The 17793-nt window shown below is 51.5% G+C and carries 18 protein-coding genes; all 18 read right to left on the reverse strand.

What is annotated here, in order from left to right; genetic code table 11:
- Positions 1–37: 37 nt before the first annotated feature.
- The 18 genes from spoIID to atpD all read right to left on the reverse strand — a co-directional run bounded on the left by spoIID (position 38) and on the right by atpD (position 17754).
- Positions 38–1054 carry a stage II sporulation protein D gene (gene spoIID, locus HP435_RS26315; RefSeq protein ID WP_122962607.1) on the reverse strand — a complete coding sequence of 339 codons (1017 nt, stop codon included), beginning with the start codon at positions 1052–1054 and terminating at the stop codon, positions 38–40.
- A gap of 241 nt (positions 1055–1295) precedes the next feature.
- Complete coding sequence (murA, locus tag HP435_RS26320) at positions 1296–2621, reverse strand: UDP-N-acetylglucosamine 1-carboxyvinyltransferase (protein WP_122962606.1); 1326 nt, start codon at positions 2619–2621, stop codon at positions 1296–1298.
- Between the two features lie 18 nt (positions 2622–2639).
- Positions 2640–3386, reverse strand: a complete 747-nt coding sequence (locus tag HP435_RS26325; RefSeq protein ID WP_122962605.1) for a YwmB family TATA-box binding protein — start codon at positions 3384–3386, stop codon at positions 2640–2642.
- A gap of 101 nt (positions 3387–3487) precedes the next feature.
- Positions 3488–3718, reverse strand: a complete 231-nt coding sequence (locus tag HP435_RS26330) for a DUF1146 family protein (protein ID WP_063229014.1) — start codon at positions 3716–3718, stop codon at positions 3488–3490.
- Between the two features lie 113 nt (positions 3719–3831).
- Positions 3832–5358: an NADH-quinone oxidoreductase subunit NuoN gene (nuoN, locus tag HP435_RS26335; RefSeq protein ID WP_122962604.1), complete on the reverse strand. Its 1527-nt coding sequence runs from the start codon at positions 5356–5358 to the stop codon at positions 3832–3834.
- Positions 5359–5361: 3 nt separating this feature from the next.
- Complete coding sequence (locus HP435_RS26340) at positions 5362–6903, reverse strand: complex I subunit 4 family protein (RefSeq protein ID WP_173596375.1); 1542 nt, start codon at positions 6901–6903, stop codon at positions 5362–5364.
- Entirely contained in the window at positions 6887–8809 is a 1923-nt protein-coding gene (gene nuoL, locus HP435_RS26345) for an NADH-quinone oxidoreductase subunit L (protein ID WP_122962602.1), read from the reverse strand. The genes HP435_RS26340 and nuoL overlap by 17 nt, the downstream gene beginning before the upstream one ends.
- Before the next feature lie 26 nt (positions 8810–8835).
- The gene (nuoK, locus tag HP435_RS26350) at positions 8836–9147 is read right to left on the reverse strand and encodes an NADH-quinone oxidoreductase subunit NuoK (protein ID WP_122962601.1); all 312 of its coding nucleotides are present in this window, start codon (positions 9145–9147) and stop codon (positions 8836–8838) included.
- Positions 9144–9653, reverse strand: a complete 510-nt coding sequence (locus HP435_RS26355) for an NADH-quinone oxidoreductase subunit J (protein WP_063229009.1) — start codon at positions 9651–9653, stop codon at positions 9144–9146. Before HP435_RS26355 ends, nuoK begins: the two co-directional genes overlap by 4 nt.
- 1 nt (position 9654) lies before the next feature.
- Positions 9655–10068 (reverse strand): NADH-quinone oxidoreductase subunit NuoI, encoded by a 414-nt coding sequence (nuoI, locus tag HP435_RS26360; RefSeq protein ID WP_063229008.1) that lies wholly within the window; start codon positions 10066–10068, stop codon positions 9655–9657.
- Positions 10069–10173: 105 nt separating this feature from the next.
- Entirely contained in the window at positions 10174–11184 is a 1011-nt protein-coding gene (nuoH, locus tag HP435_RS26365; protein WP_173596373.1) for an NADH-quinone oxidoreductase subunit NuoH, read from the reverse strand.
- Positions 11181–12329, reverse strand: a complete 1149-nt coding sequence (locus tag HP435_RS26370; protein ID WP_173599023.1) for an NADH-quinone oxidoreductase subunit D — start codon at positions 12327–12329, stop codon at positions 11181–11183. Before HP435_RS26370 ends, nuoH begins: the two co-directional genes overlap by 4 nt.
- A 3-nt stretch (positions 12330–12332) precedes the next feature.
- Positions 12333–13784, reverse strand: coding sequence for an NADH-quinone oxidoreductase subunit C (locus HP435_RS26375; RefSeq protein WP_173599024.1), 1452 nt, complete (start codon positions 13782–13784; stop codon positions 12333–12335).
- Positions 13781–14299 (reverse strand): NuoB/complex I 20 kDa subunit family protein, encoded by a 519-nt coding sequence (locus HP435_RS26380; RefSeq protein WP_063229004.1) that lies wholly within the window; start codon positions 14297–14299, stop codon positions 13781–13783. The genes HP435_RS26375 and HP435_RS26380 overlap by 4 nt, the downstream gene beginning before the upstream one ends.
- Positions 14290–14661: an NADH-quinone oxidoreductase subunit A gene (locus HP435_RS26385; protein WP_063229003.1), complete on the reverse strand. Its 372-nt coding sequence runs from the start codon at positions 14659–14661 to the stop codon at positions 14290–14292. Before HP435_RS26385 ends, HP435_RS26380 begins: the two co-directional genes overlap by 10 nt.
- 303 nt (positions 14662–14964) lie before the next feature.
- Positions 14965–15705: a DUF6042 family protein gene (locus HP435_RS26390; protein WP_122962598.1), complete on the reverse strand. Its 741-nt coding sequence runs from the start codon at positions 15703–15705 to the stop codon at positions 14965–14967.
- A gap of 213 nt (positions 15706–15918) precedes the next feature.
- Positions 15919–16317 (reverse strand): F0F1 ATP synthase subunit epsilon, encoded by a 399-nt coding sequence (locus tag HP435_RS26395; RefSeq protein WP_122962597.1) that lies wholly within the window; start codon positions 16315–16317, stop codon positions 15919–15921.
- A gap of 27 nt (positions 16318–16344) precedes the next feature.
- Positions 16345–17754, reverse strand: a complete 1410-nt coding sequence (gene atpD, locus HP435_RS26400) for a F0F1 ATP synthase subunit beta (protein ID WP_122962596.1) — start codon at positions 17752–17754, stop codon at positions 16345–16347.
- Positions 17755–17793 lie beyond the last annotated feature (39 nt).

Raw genomic sequence — 17793 nt, forward strand, 5'->3', positions numbered from 1 at the left:
GAGAGTAGGGAAAAGTAAAAATTTGCGTTCTTTTTCGCTAGGCGCGCACGATTTGAGAGTAATCCTGGAGGTTGATTCCCTGGTAGAAGTGCTTCACGATCTGCTCGGCATTTTTTCCGCTCTTGGCCATGCCGTTTGCTCCCCATTGGCTCATGCCGACTCCGTGGCCGTATCCTTTGGTTGTAATAAACACCTGGTTGCCTCTCAGCTCCAGCGTAAAAGAAGACGAGTTCAAGTTCAGCTTTTCGCGAAATTCCCGCCCGCTAAACTCCTTGCCGCCAATGCTGATTTTCCCCACGCGATTTCCCGTCGTGCGCGACTCAATCCGATACCAGGCTCCGTTGGAGGAAGCCTCCTGCACAAGCTTCACGCCCAATTCCTTTTCCAGCTCAGCCGTGGACTTGACCACTGTTTCCTCGTAGCGCGGGGATTCGATATCCCATGGACTTGCCACACTTTTCAGGTACGGAATCGGCTTTTCCCAATATTCGTTCGAGTTCTCGGTAAAGCCGTTGCTGGTGGAAAAGAACGTGGCGTCAATCGGCTCTCCCTGATAAGTCAGCACGACGCCCGCTGTTGCTTGCACAGCCTGCTCGATGCGCTTGCTTTTCCATTCGTACTGGTCTCCCCAGCGTGCACGGCGCTGCGCTTCATCCATATACACCTGATGAGCGACCGTATCCAGCACCTGCCCTCCCGCGGGCACATCATCGAACTTCCCTTGCTTCAGTCTGCGTACGATATACGTCCTCGCTGCCATCGCCTGGGCCTTCAACGCTTCCAGTTCGAACTCGGCCGGCATCTCAGCCGCTACTACCCCTTCGATGTACGTCTCCAGCGGCAATGTTTCCACAACCTTTTTTTCGGTACGGTACACCTTGATGGGAAGCGATTGGGCAGCTCCTGCTGTCGCCGGTTTGTTCTGCTGCTGAACGGCTTCATGTGGGGATGCTGCGGACTCGTGCGAAGGTGCAAACAGATAAACCAGAGCAGCCGGCATCAGGACGAGCAAGATCGGCAAAGTGATAAACCCTATGAGCAAGTAGCGTTTCATCCAAGTGATCCTCCCCGTTAAGTGCTAGACACTTTCAGTCTATGTATGGCAAAAGACCGATAGAACGAGAGAGTAAGAGAGTAGCGAGGGCGACAACAGCTGCAAGCAGACCTCTGCCGGAGCCGTAGCGGAAGGGGAAGCAGCTTGGCTTGGGTCTTCGCGCTGACCATTTCACAAACGAAAAAAAGATCCCCTGCTTTCACAGAGAATCTTCGTGTTTGTCATATAGCTGACACATTCGTTACGCAAAATTAGGAGAGAAGCTTACCTTGATCGTATCTGGCAAAACCGCTTCCCGCTTTTTCTCCTCAGGAGTTACGCGCTCCACATCCGCTCCGAGTGCCAACAGCTTTTCCGTGAAGTTCACATACCCGCGGTCGATATGGTGAAGAGCCGTTACCTCTGTCTCTCCTTCCGATACCAACCCAGCCAGCACCAGAGCTGCACCTGCGCGCAGATCGGTTGCCGCCACTTTGCTTCCGGTCAGCTTGGAGCCGCCTTCTACAATGGCACTGCGTCCTTCGATTTTGATATTGGCATTCATGCGGCGGAACTCTTCCACGTGCATAAAACGATTTTCAAAAACCGTCTCAGTCACGATGCTCGTGCCTTCGGAAACAAGCAAAAGCGCCATCATTTGCGACTGCATGTCAGTCGGGAAGCCCGGATACGGCAACGTCTTGAGATCGACAGCTTTCAGAGCACCTGTGCGGCGAACGCGGATGCCGTTTTCCTGCTCGTCTACCTCTACGCCCATTTCACGCAGCTTGGCTGTTACGGATTTCAGGTGATCGCAAATCGCGCCTTCTACGAATACATCTCCACCCGTGATCGCTGCTGCCACCATGAAGGTTCCAGCTTCAATCCGGTCAGGAATGACGCAATGCGTGCAGCCCTTCATCTTTTCCACGCCTTCGATGCGGATAGAGCCTGTTCCCGCACCGCGGATTTTTGCTCCCATCCGGTTCAGGAAGTTGGCCAGATCGACAATCTCCGGCTCCTCCGCTGCGTTTTCAATCACGGTCGTGCCTTCTGCCAAAGCGGCGGCCATCATGATATTTTCCGTTGCGCCGACGCTTGCGATATCGAGGTAAATCTTTGCCCCTTTCAATCGCCCGTCTGCTTTTGCTTCAATAAACCCTTGTCCGATCTCGATTTTGGCTCCCATAGCCTCAAACCCTTTAAGGTGTTGGTCGATCGGGCGGGTACCAATGGCACAACCACCTGGAAGAGCGACACGAGCCTGTCCTTTTCTAGCCAAAAGCGGCCCCATTACCAGGAAAGAAGCACGCATTTTGCGGACCAGTTCATAAGATGCTTCGACGCTGGTAAGCTCAGAAGCATTGATTGTCAGCACTTCATGATCATATGTAAGGGAGATTCCCATCGATTTCAAGAGGTCGCATATCGTCCTGACATCGTCAAGAGCAGGTACATCCGAAATAACGCATGTGCCTTCTTCTGCCAGGATAGATGCTGCAATAATAGGGAGTACGGCATTTTTGGCGCCAGATACTTTCACATTACCCGCCAATGCCTTACCACCACGGACAATAATTTTATCCAATGTGTACCCCTCCGCGTGCTAATATTCCACTGTGATGATTGGTGTACCTACAGTAACCCATGTGCCAGCATTGCCGCTGTCACGGTGAGTCGCTACCTGCAGATTCATCTTTTGCCCGTTTAACGCAATGAATGGTTCCCACATAGGGGTATGTCCAGAAATACTGACGACCGTCTCATCTTGTAAACGTTCCAATTCTGTTGCCTGGAGGGTAGCAAAAATCGACATAATTTTACCCCCCTGTTGGTCAACACTCATCTTAACATTGTACAATCCGCGAATACAAGTGCTAATTTGCGGAATAAAGTCGGCATTTTTCAGGGCTTTCGCGAAGGTTTCCTGTATCTGCTCTATATATAGTAGGGATTCACGGCTTCCCGATAACTGCAGCACTAGATATGTGTCAAATGAACCATTTTCAGGAACACTTGTCATCTCGTAGCGCACGGAGACGCCGTTTTGCTTGTATGTCGTTCGATACATAAGAACATCGTGGTTCCGCGATTCTTCGATGAGCGAAAGCGGAATCTCTAGCTGTTTTGCCCACATCTTTGCCAACTCAGTGACTTCTTCCTGCCGCTGTACTTCCCCCAGCGCCACTCTCGCACGAACCTGAATGGACACGCCCGTCGCTCCCGAATCCTCAAGCGTTTGCAAGAGCTTGCTCGCAACAGGTTTTGCTTCCGACGCCTGCGCAGGCATCCAATAAACAGCGCCAGTGACCAGCAACAAAGCAAGTACAAGAAGGCCAGACCATTTCCCCATTTTATATCCTCTCCCCATGTTTCACGTACATCTCTTTGTACTTCCCATTTTGCACATGAAACTGGGTGGATATACCAGCAAACTGAATGAAGTTTGGGCGATTAGGAAAACAGATTGCCGAATGTCATGGACCAGCCGAGATAATCGAGGAAAAATCGCGATACTTCGTAGCCGATTACGATCGACAGTAAAATTTGCAGCAGCTTCGCTTGCGCTCCCGCCGGATGCTTCAAGATTTTTTCAAAACGAAATGATTGCAGAGCCCACCATGCGAGTGCAATGAATACAATCGACAAGACGATGCTCAATACGCCGTATACTTCTTGCGGCATGCTTGTTCCTCCTCATGCAAATCAGTCAGCCATCTTCGTCAAAAGAAAAAGGGACAGCCCGAAAAGCGAGCTATCCCTTCTATTGTACATGATGTAGCCATTCGTTACGAGTGTCACTGAAAGTTGGGAGGAAGCATATTCCCAAAGTCAAAAGACGGATTGAAATGAACTTGCACATAATCGGTGACCAGACCAGGGAATGCCCCGAACACGACTGTCAGGATGGCCAGCACGAGGACCAGAGTCCAAATGCCTTTTGGCACGGCAAGCGGAGCTTCGCTCGTTCCCTGACGCATGTACATCTGTCTGATAATCCCGAAGTAATAATAGTAGGAAATGACGCTTGTGACGATCATGATTGCCGCCAGCCAGTAATTTTCCTGGGCCAGCGCACCCATGAACAGATAGAATTTCCCGAAGAATCCTGCGGTGACAGGAATCCCTGCCAGCGACAGAAGGAAAATGCTCATCGCAATCGCCATGACAGGAGAACGGTGATACAAACCGGCAAAACCTTTCAGATCTTCTGTTCCCTGCTCACGTGTCACCACCATGATGACGGCAAAAGCACCAAAGCTGACGAGCATGTACCCGAACAGGTAGAAGATCACTTCACCGAAAAACAAAGTCGTCGGCGGCACAAACGGAACGAGTATATACCCCGCCTGCGCAATTCCCGAGTAGGCCATCATGCGCTTGACGTTTGTTTGCCTGAGCGCCATCGTGTTCCCGATAATCATGGAAGCAGCCGCCATGATGCCGAGATAGAGACTCGCCTCCTGGAAAAAGAAGCGATCCGTTCCGTTCGAAACGTTGAAAAACGAGATCAGCAAGACTCTGAATACGAGCGAGAAGCCTGCCGCTTTTGATACGACGGCCAGAAAAGCCGTTACGGGAGTCGGAGCGCCCTGGTATACATCCGGAGCCCACATGTGGTTAGGCGCCGCGGATATTTTAAAAGCAAGCCCGACCGCCAGAAACGCAAATGCCATGTACACGAGGAACTGATAGCCCGCCATTCCCGCTTCTGCGAGACGGAACGAAATCTCGTAAATATGTGTCGTACCCGTCAAGCCGTACACGTACGACATCCCAAACAAGATGACGGCCGTGGCGATTCCGCCCGATACCACGTATTTAAAAGCTGATTCATTCGATTGCAGCGACTTTTTTCTCAATCCCACAAGTACGTAGGAGGACAGGGACAACAGCTCAAGTCCGACAAACAGCGTGATCAGGTCTGCCGAAGACGCCATGACCATGGCCCCCAAAAGTCCTGTCAGCATCAAATAGTAATACTCTCCTGTGTGGGTGACCTCCCCCTTTTTCAGATACGAAAGAGAGAGCAAAATCGCAAATGCCGTCCCGGCCAGGAATAGCAGCTTGAAAGCATTGCCGTAGTCATCGATGCGGATCATGTCCGCCATGTAGCTGTACGGCTTGTCGAGCACATTCACATTGACGAAGACAAAGACCGCTGCCAACACTACCCCTGCAAGCGACAGCCAACCGATCACCTGTCTACCGAGACGCTTGCCCGCAAACAAATCCAGCAGCGACAGAAACGTCGCAAATCCGAGAATGATAAATTCGGGCAGAAGGTAGCTCCAGTCATATGAGAATATATCTTTTACGTCCATGGATTACCCTCCTATTCCCGTTACAATCGGTACGATCGTCTTCAGAGCCTGCTGCATCGGATTTCCCAGGACAGCTGGATATACGCCGATGAGGATAATAAACCCGAGAAGCACGACCATCGGAATCACTTCCATCGGCTGTGCATCCGCAAGACCTGTGAAGCGGCTTGGTGTCGGCCCAAATGTCGTTCGCATGATCGCTCGCAACAAATAGACGGCTGTAAGCACGATCCCAAGCGCCCCGATCGCAGCCAGTACAGGCATTCGACCGAACAGTCCCAGGAAAGCAAAGAACTCACTGATAAATCCGGACATGCCAGGCAGTCCGAGCGATGCCATACCGCCAGCCAAAAAGACGCCGCTGACAAATGGCATGGATTTGGACAAGCCGCCAAGGTCGTCGATCATCGAAGTTTGCGTCCGGTCCCAAATGACGCCAATCAGGAAGAACAACAGCGCCGAAATAAAACCGTGAGAGACAACCTGGAACATCGCTCCTTGAAAGCCGATCGAGTTCATGGCCGCAAAACCAAGGAGAACGATCCCCATATGGCTGATACTGGAGTACGCCAGAACCATTTTCAAATCTTTTTGCACAAAAGCGAGCACCGCGCCATACAGCACGTTGATGATTCCCAGGATCGCCAGCCATGTAGAGAACTGGTACGCCTGTTCCGGGAAAAATCCGATGCCCATCCGCAAAAGTCCGTATGCCCCCATCTTCAGCAAAATGCCGGAGTGGATCATGACGATGGACGGCGGAGCCTGTACGTGCACTTTCAGCATCCACGTATGGAACGGAAACACCGGAAGCTTGATCGCGAAGGCAACGAACAGGGCCATGAACAAGGCGAAGCGGACTGTTGGCGTCAGCGCTGCTGTGACCGGATGGTCCGGTGTCGTCAAAATCGCGGCAATCTGATCGATATTCAGTGTCCGCATGACGACGAAAATAGCGATGAAGGCCAGCAGCATGATGCCGGAACCGATTCCGTTGTACAACAGGAACTTGTTGGCCGCATGCTCGCGTTCGCCATAGCCCCATATTCCGATCAGGAAGTACATCGGCACCAGTGTCAGCTCGAAGAAAATGAAGAACAGGAACAGGTTGTCGGCTGCGAAAACTCCGAGCATCCCGATCAGCAGCAGATGGAACAAGATGAAAAATTCCTTCAGCCGCTTTTTGATCTGCCAGGAAGCGACCGCAGCGAGAGTTCCGATGATCGCTGTCAGCAAAATCAACGGCATGGAAATCCCGTCCACACCAAGCTCATAGTTGATTTCAAAAGCGAATACCGTACCTGTCTGAGCAAGTCCGATCGGAATGGAAATCCAGTCATGACGCTCGACAAACTGCAGATTGGATGTATCGTAATTGAACAAACCGAACATCCAAAATGCCAGGATCAACGGCAACAAGGTCCCCAGTATCCCGACCTGCTTGATTGCCGCGAATCGACGACCAGGGATGCAAGCGATCACGAGAATCGCCAGAAGTGGAGAGAACACCAGCGACGACAAAAGGATATTAGCGCCCGAAACCAAAGAGTCCACCTCCCTCGACCGTCAAACTGATGGCAAGGATCAACAGCAGCAGGCCAAACAGAACCATTGCCCCGTAAGACTGGATCTGGCCGCTTTGCACACGTGCATGTAAAGCGCCAATTCCCTGCGTAATCTTGGCTGTCAGCCCAACCAGGCCATCCACCACGTATTTGTCAAACCCGTTCAAAATGATTCCCAGCCAGCCAAGTGGCCGCACAATCACATTCTGGTACAGTTCATCCACATAGTATTTTCGGTAAGAGAGTCGATAGAGCCACGGCATCGCTTCGGGAATGCTGTTTGGCGATACCGACTTTTTGCCGTACATCAGGTAGGCCAAAATGACGCCCAGCACCGAGATGAGCAACGCGACGATTTGCAGCCAGGAAGCGGCATGCTCTGTTCCTTCGCCAAACACGTTGACAATTGCCGTACCTGTTCCTGTTGACAAAAGCCAGTCAGTCAGCAAAGGTGCGTAAGGCGTGTTCACAAATCCGGCGACTACAGCAAGCAGCGCCAAAATTAGCAAAGGCCCAGTCATGACTCCAGGTGACTCGTGTGCTTCGTGCTTGCCCCGAGCTTTTCCCGTGAACGTGAGGAAAAACAATCGGAACATATAGAATGCGGTAAAGAAAGCCGCAACCAGCGCAATAACCAGCAGATCGTAGCGATGCGCTCCATATACAGCGCCCAAAATCGCTTCTTTCGACCAGAATCCGGCGAAAGGAAAGATTCCCGCAATAGCCAGACAGCCGATCAAAAACGTTAGTGCTGTGACAGGCATCTTTTTCCACAGGCCGCCCATTTCAAACACATCTTGCGTATGTACGGCGTGGATTACGCTGCCCGCTCCGAGAAAGAGCAACGCTTTGAAAAAGGCGTGCGTCATCAGGTGAAACGATCCCGCCACATAGCCGGCAGCACCGGCAACCCCCAGCGCCATCATCATGTACCCGAGCTGACTGACTGTGGAATACGCAAGCACACGTTTGATGTCGCGCTGTGTCAAACCGATGGAAGCGGCAAAAATCGCCGTGATGCCACCTACATAAGCCACTACAGTCAAAGCCGTATCAGAAGCGATGAACAGCGGATAAGTCGCAGCCACCAGGTACACACCGGCAGCAACCATCGTCGCTGCGTGAATCAAGGCAGATACAGGCGTAGGACCTTCCATCGCATCAGGCAACCACGTATGCAGCGGGAATTGGCCTGATTTCCCCATCGCACCGATAAAAATCAAAATCGCTGCGACTGTAATCATCCACGGCTCCAGTCGTCCGAGAGCTACGCTTTCGAAGATCGGCCCGTACTCAAAACTTCCGGTCCACCAGAACAGCAAGCATATCCCAATGAACAATCCCAGGTCGCCAATCCGCGTAACGATAAATGCCTTTTTCGCAGCCGCTTTGGCTTCCGGTTTGAAATAGTAATAACCGACGAGCAGGAAGGAACAGACGCCAACCAGCTCCCAGAAAATGTACACTTGCAAAAGGTTCGGAGAAATGACCAGCCCGAGCATGGAAAACGTGAACAGGGCGAGATATTGGTAAAACACCGGAAAGCGCTCGTCGCCATGCATGTAGCCTTTGGAATAAATCTGAACGAGCAAGCTGACCAGCGTGACGATAACCAGCATCATCGCATTGAGCGGAGTTACCTCAAAGCCCATATTGATCACGATGTCACCGACATGAAGCCAATCTACCACATAGTTGTAGTCTACTCCCCCATCCCGGAATCTCTGCCAAAAAGCGAGGACGGCGATTCCGAAAGAAACAGCTGTCAGCCCGATGCCGACTATGGCCGCTCCTTCTTTCAACTGGCGACCAAACGAAACGATCACGATGAAAGCAAGAAGCGGAAACAGAGGGATGAGCCAGGCGTAGTGCAAAAAAGTATCCATCTTTGTCCTCCTTATCAGTTCTCCATCTATCGTTTCATTTGGTCTATTTCATCTACATTGACTGTTTCCTTGTTGCGGTAGAGCGCGATCAAGATCGCCAGACCCACTGCGACCTCGGCAGCAGCAACCGTCATGGTGAACAAGGTGAAAATTTGCCCGGCTACAGCGGGGTACAAGCCGTATTTGGAAAACGCGACCAGATTGATATTCACCGCATTCAGCATCAATTCGATCGAGATTAAAACGACAACCGCATTTCGCTTTGTCAGTGCTCCGTACAAACCGACACAGAACAAAATCAATGCGACCATTAAGTAGGAGGTAATGCTCACTGTCATTCGTTATCCCCCTCCTTTTTTGCCATGATGATCGCACCGACCAACGCGACCAAGAGCAGTACGGACAACAGTTCAAATGGAATGACGTACTTCGTGAATACTTCCAGTCCGATTTCTTTGGCGTTGCTCACAGGAGAAGCCACTGGCGGCGGTGGTGCAGGCCACGGTGTGTTTTGGATTCCCCAGAACAACAGGCCGAACAAACCAGCGACAAACAACAGAATGAAGCGGTTTTTCCACTTGCGCCCTGTTCCTTCGTCCTGGGCATCGTGCTTGGTGAGCATGATTCCAAACAGCATCAGAATAGAAATCGCACCAGAGTAGACCAGCACTTGCGCCACGCCTACAAACTCTGCTCCGAGCAAAACAAACAGTCCTGCGATGCTGATAAATGTGACCCCGAGCGAGATTACCATGTGTACAACACGAGTAAAACTGATCATGAAGACTGCGCCGCCAATCGTCAGGAGAGACAGGATAAAAAAGGCTGCAAATTCGCCAGTCATGCTAGTTCTCCTCCCTGACGTTTGTATTGTTGTCATCCAGCCATTTCAAGTTTTTGTACAGTTCGTCCCTGCTGTAAGCTGCCAGCTCGAAGTTGTTGGTCATCACAATCGCTTCGGTAGGGCAAACCTCCGTACAGAGATCGCACAAGATGCACAGCTCGAAGTTGATATCGTACGTATCGATGATCTTTCCCTTTTTATCCGGATCAGGATGGGGCTTCCCTGTCAATTGAATGCACTCGGTCGGACAAATGCGGGCGCATTGGTTGCAAACGATGCATTTTTCCGGGGAAAAGTGTTGGATGCCGCGAAAGCGTGGCGGCATGGGAAAGGGCACATCCGGATAAAAATGGGTAACTTTTTTCTCCGTGAGTTTTTTAAAGGTATACCCAAGGCCTTTAGCCAGTCCAAGCATGTGTGTCACCCCTCAGAATTTGAGTTACTTGACTATCGCCTTGCCAATGGCGAAGCCTGCGCGTAGAAACCCGTAACGCCTAGCAGTTGCTTTCTGCCGCCAAAATCAGAACATCCCGTTTTGATAGGAGACGACGACAGCGGTAAGCAGTATGTTGAACAGCGCGATTGGCAGAAGCACTTTCCAGGCAAACGACATCAGTTGGTCTACTCGCAAGCGCGGCATGGTAGCCCGAATCCAAAACTGAAGGAAGATGTACAGCGAGAACTTGAGCACAAACCAGACGATTCCCGGAATAAAGCCCAAAGCCGGATGAATCGGCAGCCATCCACCAAGGAACAAAATCGTAATCAGCGTCCCCATCCCGAACATGTACACGTACTCTGCCAGCATGAACATGGCAAAACGGAATCCGGAGTATTCGACGTGATATCCGGCTACCAGCTCCGATTCGGCTTCAGGCAGGTCAAACGGCGTACGGTTCAGCTCTGCCTGAGCAGCAATGATAAATACGGCAAATCCGATAAACTGCGGAACAATATTCCAGACATCCCGCTGCGCCTCGACAATTTCCCTGAGATTCATGCTGCCCGTCAACAGAACGACACCAACCACGGACATGACCAGCGGCACTTCATAGCTGATCATCTGCGCAGCAGAGCGGAGACCCCCGATCAGCGAATACTTGTTGTTCGAAGCCCAGCCAGCCGTAATCACCCCGAGCACCGTAATGCCGGAAAGCGCGATATAGTACAGCAGGCCGATTCCCAAATCGGCAAACTGGATGCTTTCCGTAAACGGCATGACTGCCAGGACAGCGAAGGCGGGCGCATAAGCCAAAATCGGCGCCAATGTGAACAAAGCTTTGTCAGCGTGCTTGGGACGCGTATCTTCTTTCAACAGCAGCTTGGTAACGTCAGCAACGGTTTGCAAAAGTCCCAAAGGCCCGACGCGATTGGGCCCAATGCGCAGCTGCATCCAACCGATGACTTTGCGCTCGAAGTAGATAGCGTATGTGACGAATCCCAGCAAAACGGCCAGCAGGATCACCGCCGCCAAAATAAACCAGAGAGTGTTTCCCCATGAGGGGGCTTGCTGCAAAAGCGCATTCATCAACAGTCAACCTCCCCGAGCACGATGTCGATGCTGCCCAGGATGACGATCATGTTGGCAAGGCTTTCTCCCTGCAACAATGTGGGCAGAATTTGCAGATTGGTAAAGGACGGCCGTCTGAATTTCAATCTCCAAGGCTTATCCTTACCCTGGCTTGCGATGTAGCAACCGATTTCCCCACGCGGAGACTCGATCCGCACATAAGTCTCGCCAGCTGGTGGCCGAATGACACGAGGCACTTTGCCGATCACTTCCCCTTCGCTCGGGAACTGCTCCAGGGCTTGCTCCAAAATGCGCAACGACTGTTCAATCTCTGCCATGCGCACTTGATAGCGCGCCATGCAATCGCCCTCTGTCGCAGTCGGAACATCAAAATCGAAGCGATCATAGATGCAATATGGCTCATCTTTGCGCAAATCCCACTTCACGCCAGTGGCTCGCAGCATAACGCCAGACAGCGAGTAATCCAATGCCGTACTGGTGTCGAATTTTCCGATGCCTTTGATCCTGCTGATAAAAATTTCGTTTCCGGATACGAGCTGGTGGTAGTTGTTCAGTTCCTTCTTCATGTATTGGACAAATTCCTTTGCCTTGTCTACCCAGCCTGGAGGCGCATCCCACTTCACGCCGCCGATCCGCATGTAGTTGAAAGTCATTCGCGCTCCACACAGCTCGTTAAACAGGTCAAGGATCATTTCCCGATCGCGGAACGCATACAGAAACGGTCCCATTGCACCGATGTCGAGCAAATAAGTTCCCCACCAGACCAGGTGACTTGCCACCCTGTTCAATTCCATGGCAATCAGGCGCAAGAACTGGGCACGCTCGGGTATTTCCAGACCCATCATCGTCTCTACCGCGTGACAGAGCACGTAGTTGTTGGTCATGGCAGACACGTAGTCCATCCTGTCGGTGTAAGGAATAATCTGCGTATAGTTCAGGTTTTCCGCCAGCTTTTCGGTGCCGCGATGGAGATAGCCCATGACCGGAATGGCTTCCTTGATCGTTTCGCCATCAATTTTGACGACCAAGCGAAATACTCCGTGTGTACTTGGATGCTGCGGGCCGACATTCAGAAGCATCTCTTCCGTGCGAATGCCGTTTTCTGAAGAGGTATCGACATTTGTTGTGAGGATGTTCTGGTTCATCAGTTAAACCTCCTCGTCGTATTGCACATAATCTTTTCGCAGCGGATAGCCTACCCAATCATCCGGCAGCAAAATTCGACGCAAATCCTTATGTCCCGGGAAATGAATCCCCAACAAGTCAAAAGTCTCTCTTTCATTCCAATTGGCGCCGTTCCATACGTCCATGACAGACGGCACAGACGACTGTTCCCGACTGGTTTTGACTTTTACCGCCAGGCTTTGCCGATTTTTGTAGGAGTACAGATGGTAATAAACTTCCATCCTGTCCTCATAATCGACGCCATGCAAATCTGACAAATATTCAAAGGCCAATTGCCCGTCTTCTTTCAGAAACTGGGCAATCTCGTGCCACCGTTCGTTCTGAATAACCAATGTCGGGACTTCCTTGGCCAATTCGTTAATATAACTGGCTTCCAGCACTTCTTTGCCGAACTTCTCTGTAATACGCAGCACGTACTTGTCGAGATACGGTTGATTTTTGGAAGGAGCTTTTGGCGTTTCTGCTGCTTCCGCTCCATCGCCAGTCGCTTGAGCAGCTTTTGCCTTTGCAGCGGCTGCGGCGGCAGCCTTGGCTTTTGCTGCTGCGGCGGCTTTCGCTTTGGCGTCATCATCCCCGCCATCTGCTGGCGAGCCACCCGCTTCTCTCTCGGCCTTCGCCTTAGCTGCAGCGGCGGCAGCTGCTTTTGCTTTGGCCGCTGCGGCGGCTTTTGCCTTCGCTTCCGCATCTGCCCCCTCTGCTGACGAAGCGCCATCTCCCTGCTGGGCAGATTCTTTTGCTTCCTTGGCAGCTTTCGCTTTTGCCAGCGCTTCTGCGGCGGCAGCCTTTTTCGCCGCTGCTTTTTCTTCCGGCGTCATTTCCGAAACTGGCTTCGTTGCTGGTGCTGCTGCCTCGCTTGGCGCATCTGCTCCGGCTTCCTTTGCAGCTTTGGCTTTGGCAATCGCTTCTGCCGCTGCCGCTTTTTTCGCCGCTGCTTTTTCTTCCGGGGTCATTTCTGAGACTGGCTTAGGCGCTGGTGCTGCTGCTTCGCTTGGCGTATCTGCTCCGGCTTCCTTCGCAGCTTTGGCTTTGGCAATCGCTTCTGCGGCGGCAGCCTTTTTCGCTGCTGCTTTTTCTTCCGGCGTCATTTCTGAGACTGGCTTAGGCGCTGGTGCGGCTGCTTCGCTTGGCGTATCTGCTCCGGCTTCCTTCGCAGCTTTGGCAATCGCTTCTGCGGCCGCCGCCTTTTTCGCTGCTGCCTTTTCTTCCGGCGTCATTTCCGAGACTGGCTTCGCTGCTGGTGCTTCCTCTTGCGAATCTGCGGCTTGTGCCTGAGCTTTTTCTTGAGCTGATGGCAATGCCTCTGCGCCCTGCTCTTCCTGTTCTCTTAATTTTCGCAAAGCTTCAGCTTTGGCGCGCGCCTCGGCTGCTGCCTGCGCCTTTTCTTCCGGCGTTGGCCTGCGTTTTTCTTCGCTCATGGACTGGTCACCCGCTTCCCAGTCTTCGCTTCATAGCGGATTTTTTCCTGAAGTTTGTTGATTCCGTAAATCAGGGCGGCAGGGTTAGGTGGACACCCCGGAATGTATACATCGACGGGAACGATCTGATCGACACCTTTTACGACACTGTACGAGCGCACATATGGTCCGCCCGCCGTCGCACAGGACCCCATCGCAATCACCCACTTCGGTTCAGGCATCTGGTCGTACAAGCGGCGCAGCAATGGAGCCATTTTTTTCGTAACCGTTCCGGCTACGATCATGACATCGGATTGGCGCGGCGAAGCCCGGAAAATTACCCCGAACCTGTCCAGATCGTATCGCGCTCCCCCGGTTCCCATCATCTCAATCGCGCAACAGGCAAGGCCAAAAGTCAAAGGCCAGAGCGAATTGCTTCGCACCCATCCTTTTACCGTTTCCAAAGTCGTAAACATGACGTTTCGATTCAGTTCTTCTTGCAATTCAGGCGCAATGCTTGTCAGATCTAGTTCCATTCCAGCACCTTCTTTCTCCACGCGTAAATCAGCCCTACCACAAGCAAGGATATAAAGATGACCATCTCGACCAGGGCGAACAGCCCCAACTCTTTGTAAGCGACGGCCCACGGGTACAGAAAGAGTGTTTCTACATCGAAAATGACAAACATAAGGGCAAAGATGTAATACTTCACGTTGAAACGTACCCAGCTGTCACCAACAGGAATGTTACCGCTTTCATAAGTGGTTTGCTTCTCCCGTGTCGGTTTCTTTGGACGCAGTAGTGGACCAACGAAGCTGACAGTAGCTACGGGCAACAACACACCGAGAAACAAAAAGATCGCGACAATAACATAATTGTTGGTATAGATGTCAATCACCCACGTTCCCTCCGCTCGTAAGAAAGATATGAATCTGTCTTGCGCTGCCCTCCAGATGAAGTATGAACATCATCAAAAGGGTACTCCTTGCAGCATCGCAGATGAAGGTATGAACGTAGTCGCAGACCGATACTGCTAGAAAAAAATACCTTTATCATTATATCAAATTGCCAATTGGGTGTCTAACGAAAGCCTTCCTGTAGTCCCATATAAAGGGAAAAACTTAGAGATTTTTCCCTAAGTTTTTCCAGCATCATATAATAGCCAAACGAATATGTCCGTCAGGCGTATTTATTTTGTGCATTATTGAACATTGCTTGAAAACTGCTGACCGAGGAAGTCTTCGTAAATGCGCTCCCATACAATGGTGAAATTCAGTTTCTCATCATCCGGAAGTTCCAGTACGTTCTCGATCGCCTCTTCCATATACGGAGTCAGCTTGATCAAAACTTCAGTAAGCATCTGGTCATTCGTATTCAGCATTTCTTTCATTTCTGCCTTGGAGATGCTAAACGTGTTTTCATCGCGTTCATGCAGCATCATGACCAGACGGCTGAAAATAGGGTGTACCAGCGCTTCCAGCTTTACATGCGCCAGGGCGAGCGATTCCGCTTCACTCAGATTAAACAACTGAGGTACATCCGGGAACGGGTGGACAGGAATATCCCACGCGTCTTCGTTGTCGATCACAAGACCCCATTTTACGAAAAGCTCAATCGCTTCCACACGGGATGCAGGATAAGCGTAATCGGAACGCTTCAGGAATGCCTTGAAGCGGTTCAGCAGGTCTACATAGCCTTCATAGTCTTCTTCCGATTTAAATGCTTCCTTGGCAGGTACAGAAAAGGCGCCTTTCAACGCTTCGATTTCATCCAGTCCTTTTTCCATCTCCGCTTTTGTCTCGTACTCTGTTACGACAAAACACAGAGCCTGAAACAGGACATTCATCTCATGAGACAGCACGTTCGACCAGCCATTGGCCGCGAAGCCGCTCGGAATCACTACGCCATCCTGATTGTGGCGAATATCGCGAATGGTTTGCATCAGTACACTCTCCTTTAATTCCACTAGCCAGTGCCGCGCATTATGCTGTCGCAAAAAATCATGTCAGACGGCAGGGCATTAGGTCTATTATACACAGAAACGATAGGCGATTACCAACTGGAAATATCATGCCCAGCATGCATGTATCGCCATACGCGCTCGTAACCGAAAAATCCCCGCAGCCACATGGGCGCGGGGATATCAAGCTTACGCTTACTTCGTTACGTCGAGACGTGCCATCGCACGTTGCAGCGCACGCTCAGCACGCTGGACGTCGAGCTCGGCATATTTCTCAGCCAAACGCTTCTCGGCGCGAGCTTTCGCTGCCTTCGCGCGTTCAACATCGATGTCTCCCGGCAATTCAGCCGTTTCAGCAAGGATGGTTACTTTATCGCCGCGCACTTCCATGAAGCCGCCGCTTACAGCCATCTTTACTTCTTTCTCGCCTTCTGTCTTGATCCGAACAGGCGCTATTTTCAGCGGGCTCACCAGTGGCATATGGTTCGGCAAAATACCGAGATCCCCTTGAACACCGCGAGCAATGACCATTTCAGCCTGACCGCTATAGACAACCCGTTCAGGAGTTACGACTTCAACTGTCATCTTACTCATTTAATCGTCTCCCCTTTCCAGGGTGTCTTACGCCATTTTCTTCGCTTTTTCTACCGCTTCTTCAATCGTTCCTACATACAGGAACGCGCCCTCTGGCAGGTGGTCGTGCTTGCCTTCGAGGATTTCTTTAAAGCTGCGAACCGTTTCTTTCAATGGCACGTATTGGCCTGGGTTACCAGTAAATTGCTCGGCAACGTGGAAGGACTGGGACAGGAAGCGTTGGATGCGGCGCGCGCGGCCAACCACTTGTTTGTCATCGTCGCTCAGCTCGTCCATACCAAGGATCGCGATGATATCTTGCAATTCTTTGTAACGTTGCAGGATTTTTTGCACGCCACGAGCCACATCGTAGTGTTCTTGACCAACTACGTCAGGAGTCAGAGCACGGGAAGTGGATGCGAGTGGGTCTACCGCAGGGAAGATACCCAACTCAGCGATGGAGCGCTCCAGGTTGGTAGTAGCGTCCAAGTGAGCAAACGTAGTCGCAGGCGCCGGGTCAGTATAGTCATCCGCTGGTACGTAGATCGCTTGAATAGACGTTACGGAACCTTTTTTCGTAGAAGTAATGCGCTCTTGCAGCTGACCCATTTCGGTAGCCAGTGTTGGCTGGTAACCTACCGCGGATGGCATACGGCCCAAGAGAGCGGATACCTCGGAACCCGCTTGGGTAAAGCGGAAGATGTTGTCGATAAACAGAAGAACGTCGCGGCCTTCTTCATCACGGAAATACTCCGCCATTGTCAGACCGGTCAACGCTACGCGAAGACGCGCACCAGGCGGTTCGTTCATTTGACCGAATACCATCGCGGTTTTCGGCAGAACGCCTGCATCTTTCATCTCGTGGTACAGGTCGTTACCTTCACGGGTACGCTCACCTACACCAGCGAATACGGAAATACCACCGTGCTCTTGCGCGATGTTGTTGATCAGCTCTTGGATCGTAACGGTTTTACCTACACCCGCACCACCAAACAGACCGATCTTACCACCCTTGATGTACGGAGCCAAGAGGTCAATTACTTTGATACCTGTTTCCAGGATTTCAACAGTAGTTGCTTGGTCTACGAACTCAGGAGCTTTACGGTGAATTGGGTCGCGACGATCTACTTGACCCAGCTCTTGCAGGTCGATCGGCTCTCCCAATACGTTAAATACGCGTCCGAGGGTAACTGCACCCACTGGAACGGAGATAGCTGCACCTGTATCAACGGCTTCCATACCGCGAACCAAACCGTCAGTGGAAGACATCGCAACGGTACGAACCAGGTTATCACCCAGGTGAGTTGCAACCTCAACTGTCAAGTCGATGTCGCGCTCGCCAGCGCTTTGTGCTTTATGTTGAATCTTGATCGCATTGTAAATGGCAGGCAGGTGTCCGCGGTCGAACTCGACGTCAACAACCGGACCCATTACCTGAACCACGCGTCCATTCGCCATCTTACTTCTTCCCTCCTGTAAAGCTAAATTGGGAGCTAT

The organism is Brevibacillus sp. HD3.3A, from assembly GCF_013284375.2.
GTDB lineage: Bacteria > Bacillota > Bacilli > Brevibacillales > Brevibacillaceae > Brevibacillus > Brevibacillus parabrevis.

Bases quoted from the DNA above. Each gene is read 5' to 3' on its own strand.
- HP435_RS26375 (WP_173599024.1), bottom strand. From the start codon at position 13,784: ATGAGCGAAGAAAAACGCAGGCCAACGCCGGAAGAAAAGGCGCAGGCA.
- HP435_RS26390 (WP_122962598.1), bottom strand. From the start codon at position 15,705: ATGCAAACCATTCGCGATATTCGCCACAATCAGGATGGCGTAGTGATT.
- nuoL (WP_122962602.1), bottom strand. From the start codon at position 8,809: ATGGATACTTTTTTGCACTACGCCTGGCTCATCCCTCTGTTTCCGCTT.
- HP435_RS26325 (WP_122962605.1), bottom strand. From the start codon at position 3,386: ATGGGGAAATGGTCTGGCCTTCTTGTACTTGCTTTGTTGCTGGTCACT.
- HP435_RS26330 (WP_063229014.1), bottom strand. From the start codon at position 3,718: ATGCCGCAAGAAGTATACGGCGTATTGAGCATCGTCTTGTCGATTGTA.
- HP435_RS26395 (WP_122962597.1), bottom strand. From the start codon at position 16,317: ATGAGTAAGATGACAGTTGAAGTCGTAACTCCTGAACGGGTTGTCTAT.
- atpD (WP_122962596.1), bottom strand. From the start codon at position 17,754: ATGGCGAATGGACGCGTGGTTCAGGTAATGGGTCCGGTTGTTGACGTC.
- nuoI (WP_063229008.1), bottom strand. From the start codon at position 10,068: ATGCTTGGACTGGCTAAAGGCCTTGGGTATACCTTTAAAAAACTCACG.
- spoIID (WP_122962607.1), bottom strand. From the start codon at position 1,054: ATGAAACGCTACTTGCTCATAGGGTTTATCACTTTGCCGATCTTGCTC.
- HP435_RS26355 (WP_063229009.1), bottom strand. From the start codon at position 9,653: ATGACTGGCGAATTTGCAGCCTTTTTTATCCTGTCTCTCCTGACGATT.
- HP435_RS26380 (WP_063229004.1), bottom strand. From the start codon at position 14,299: ATGGAACTAGATCTGACAAGCATTGCGCCTGAATTGCAAGAAGAACTG.
- HP435_RS26370 (WP_173599023.1), bottom strand. From the start codon at position 12,329: ATGAACCAGAACATCCTCACAACAAATGTCGATACCTCTTCAGAAAAC.
- nuoN (WP_122962604.1), bottom strand. From the start codon at position 5,358: ATGGACGTAAAAGATATATTCTCATATGACTGGAGCTACCTTCTGCCC.
- nuoK (WP_122962601.1), bottom strand. From the start codon at position 9,147: ATGACAGTGAGCATTACCTCCTACTTAATGGTCGCATTGATTTTGTTC.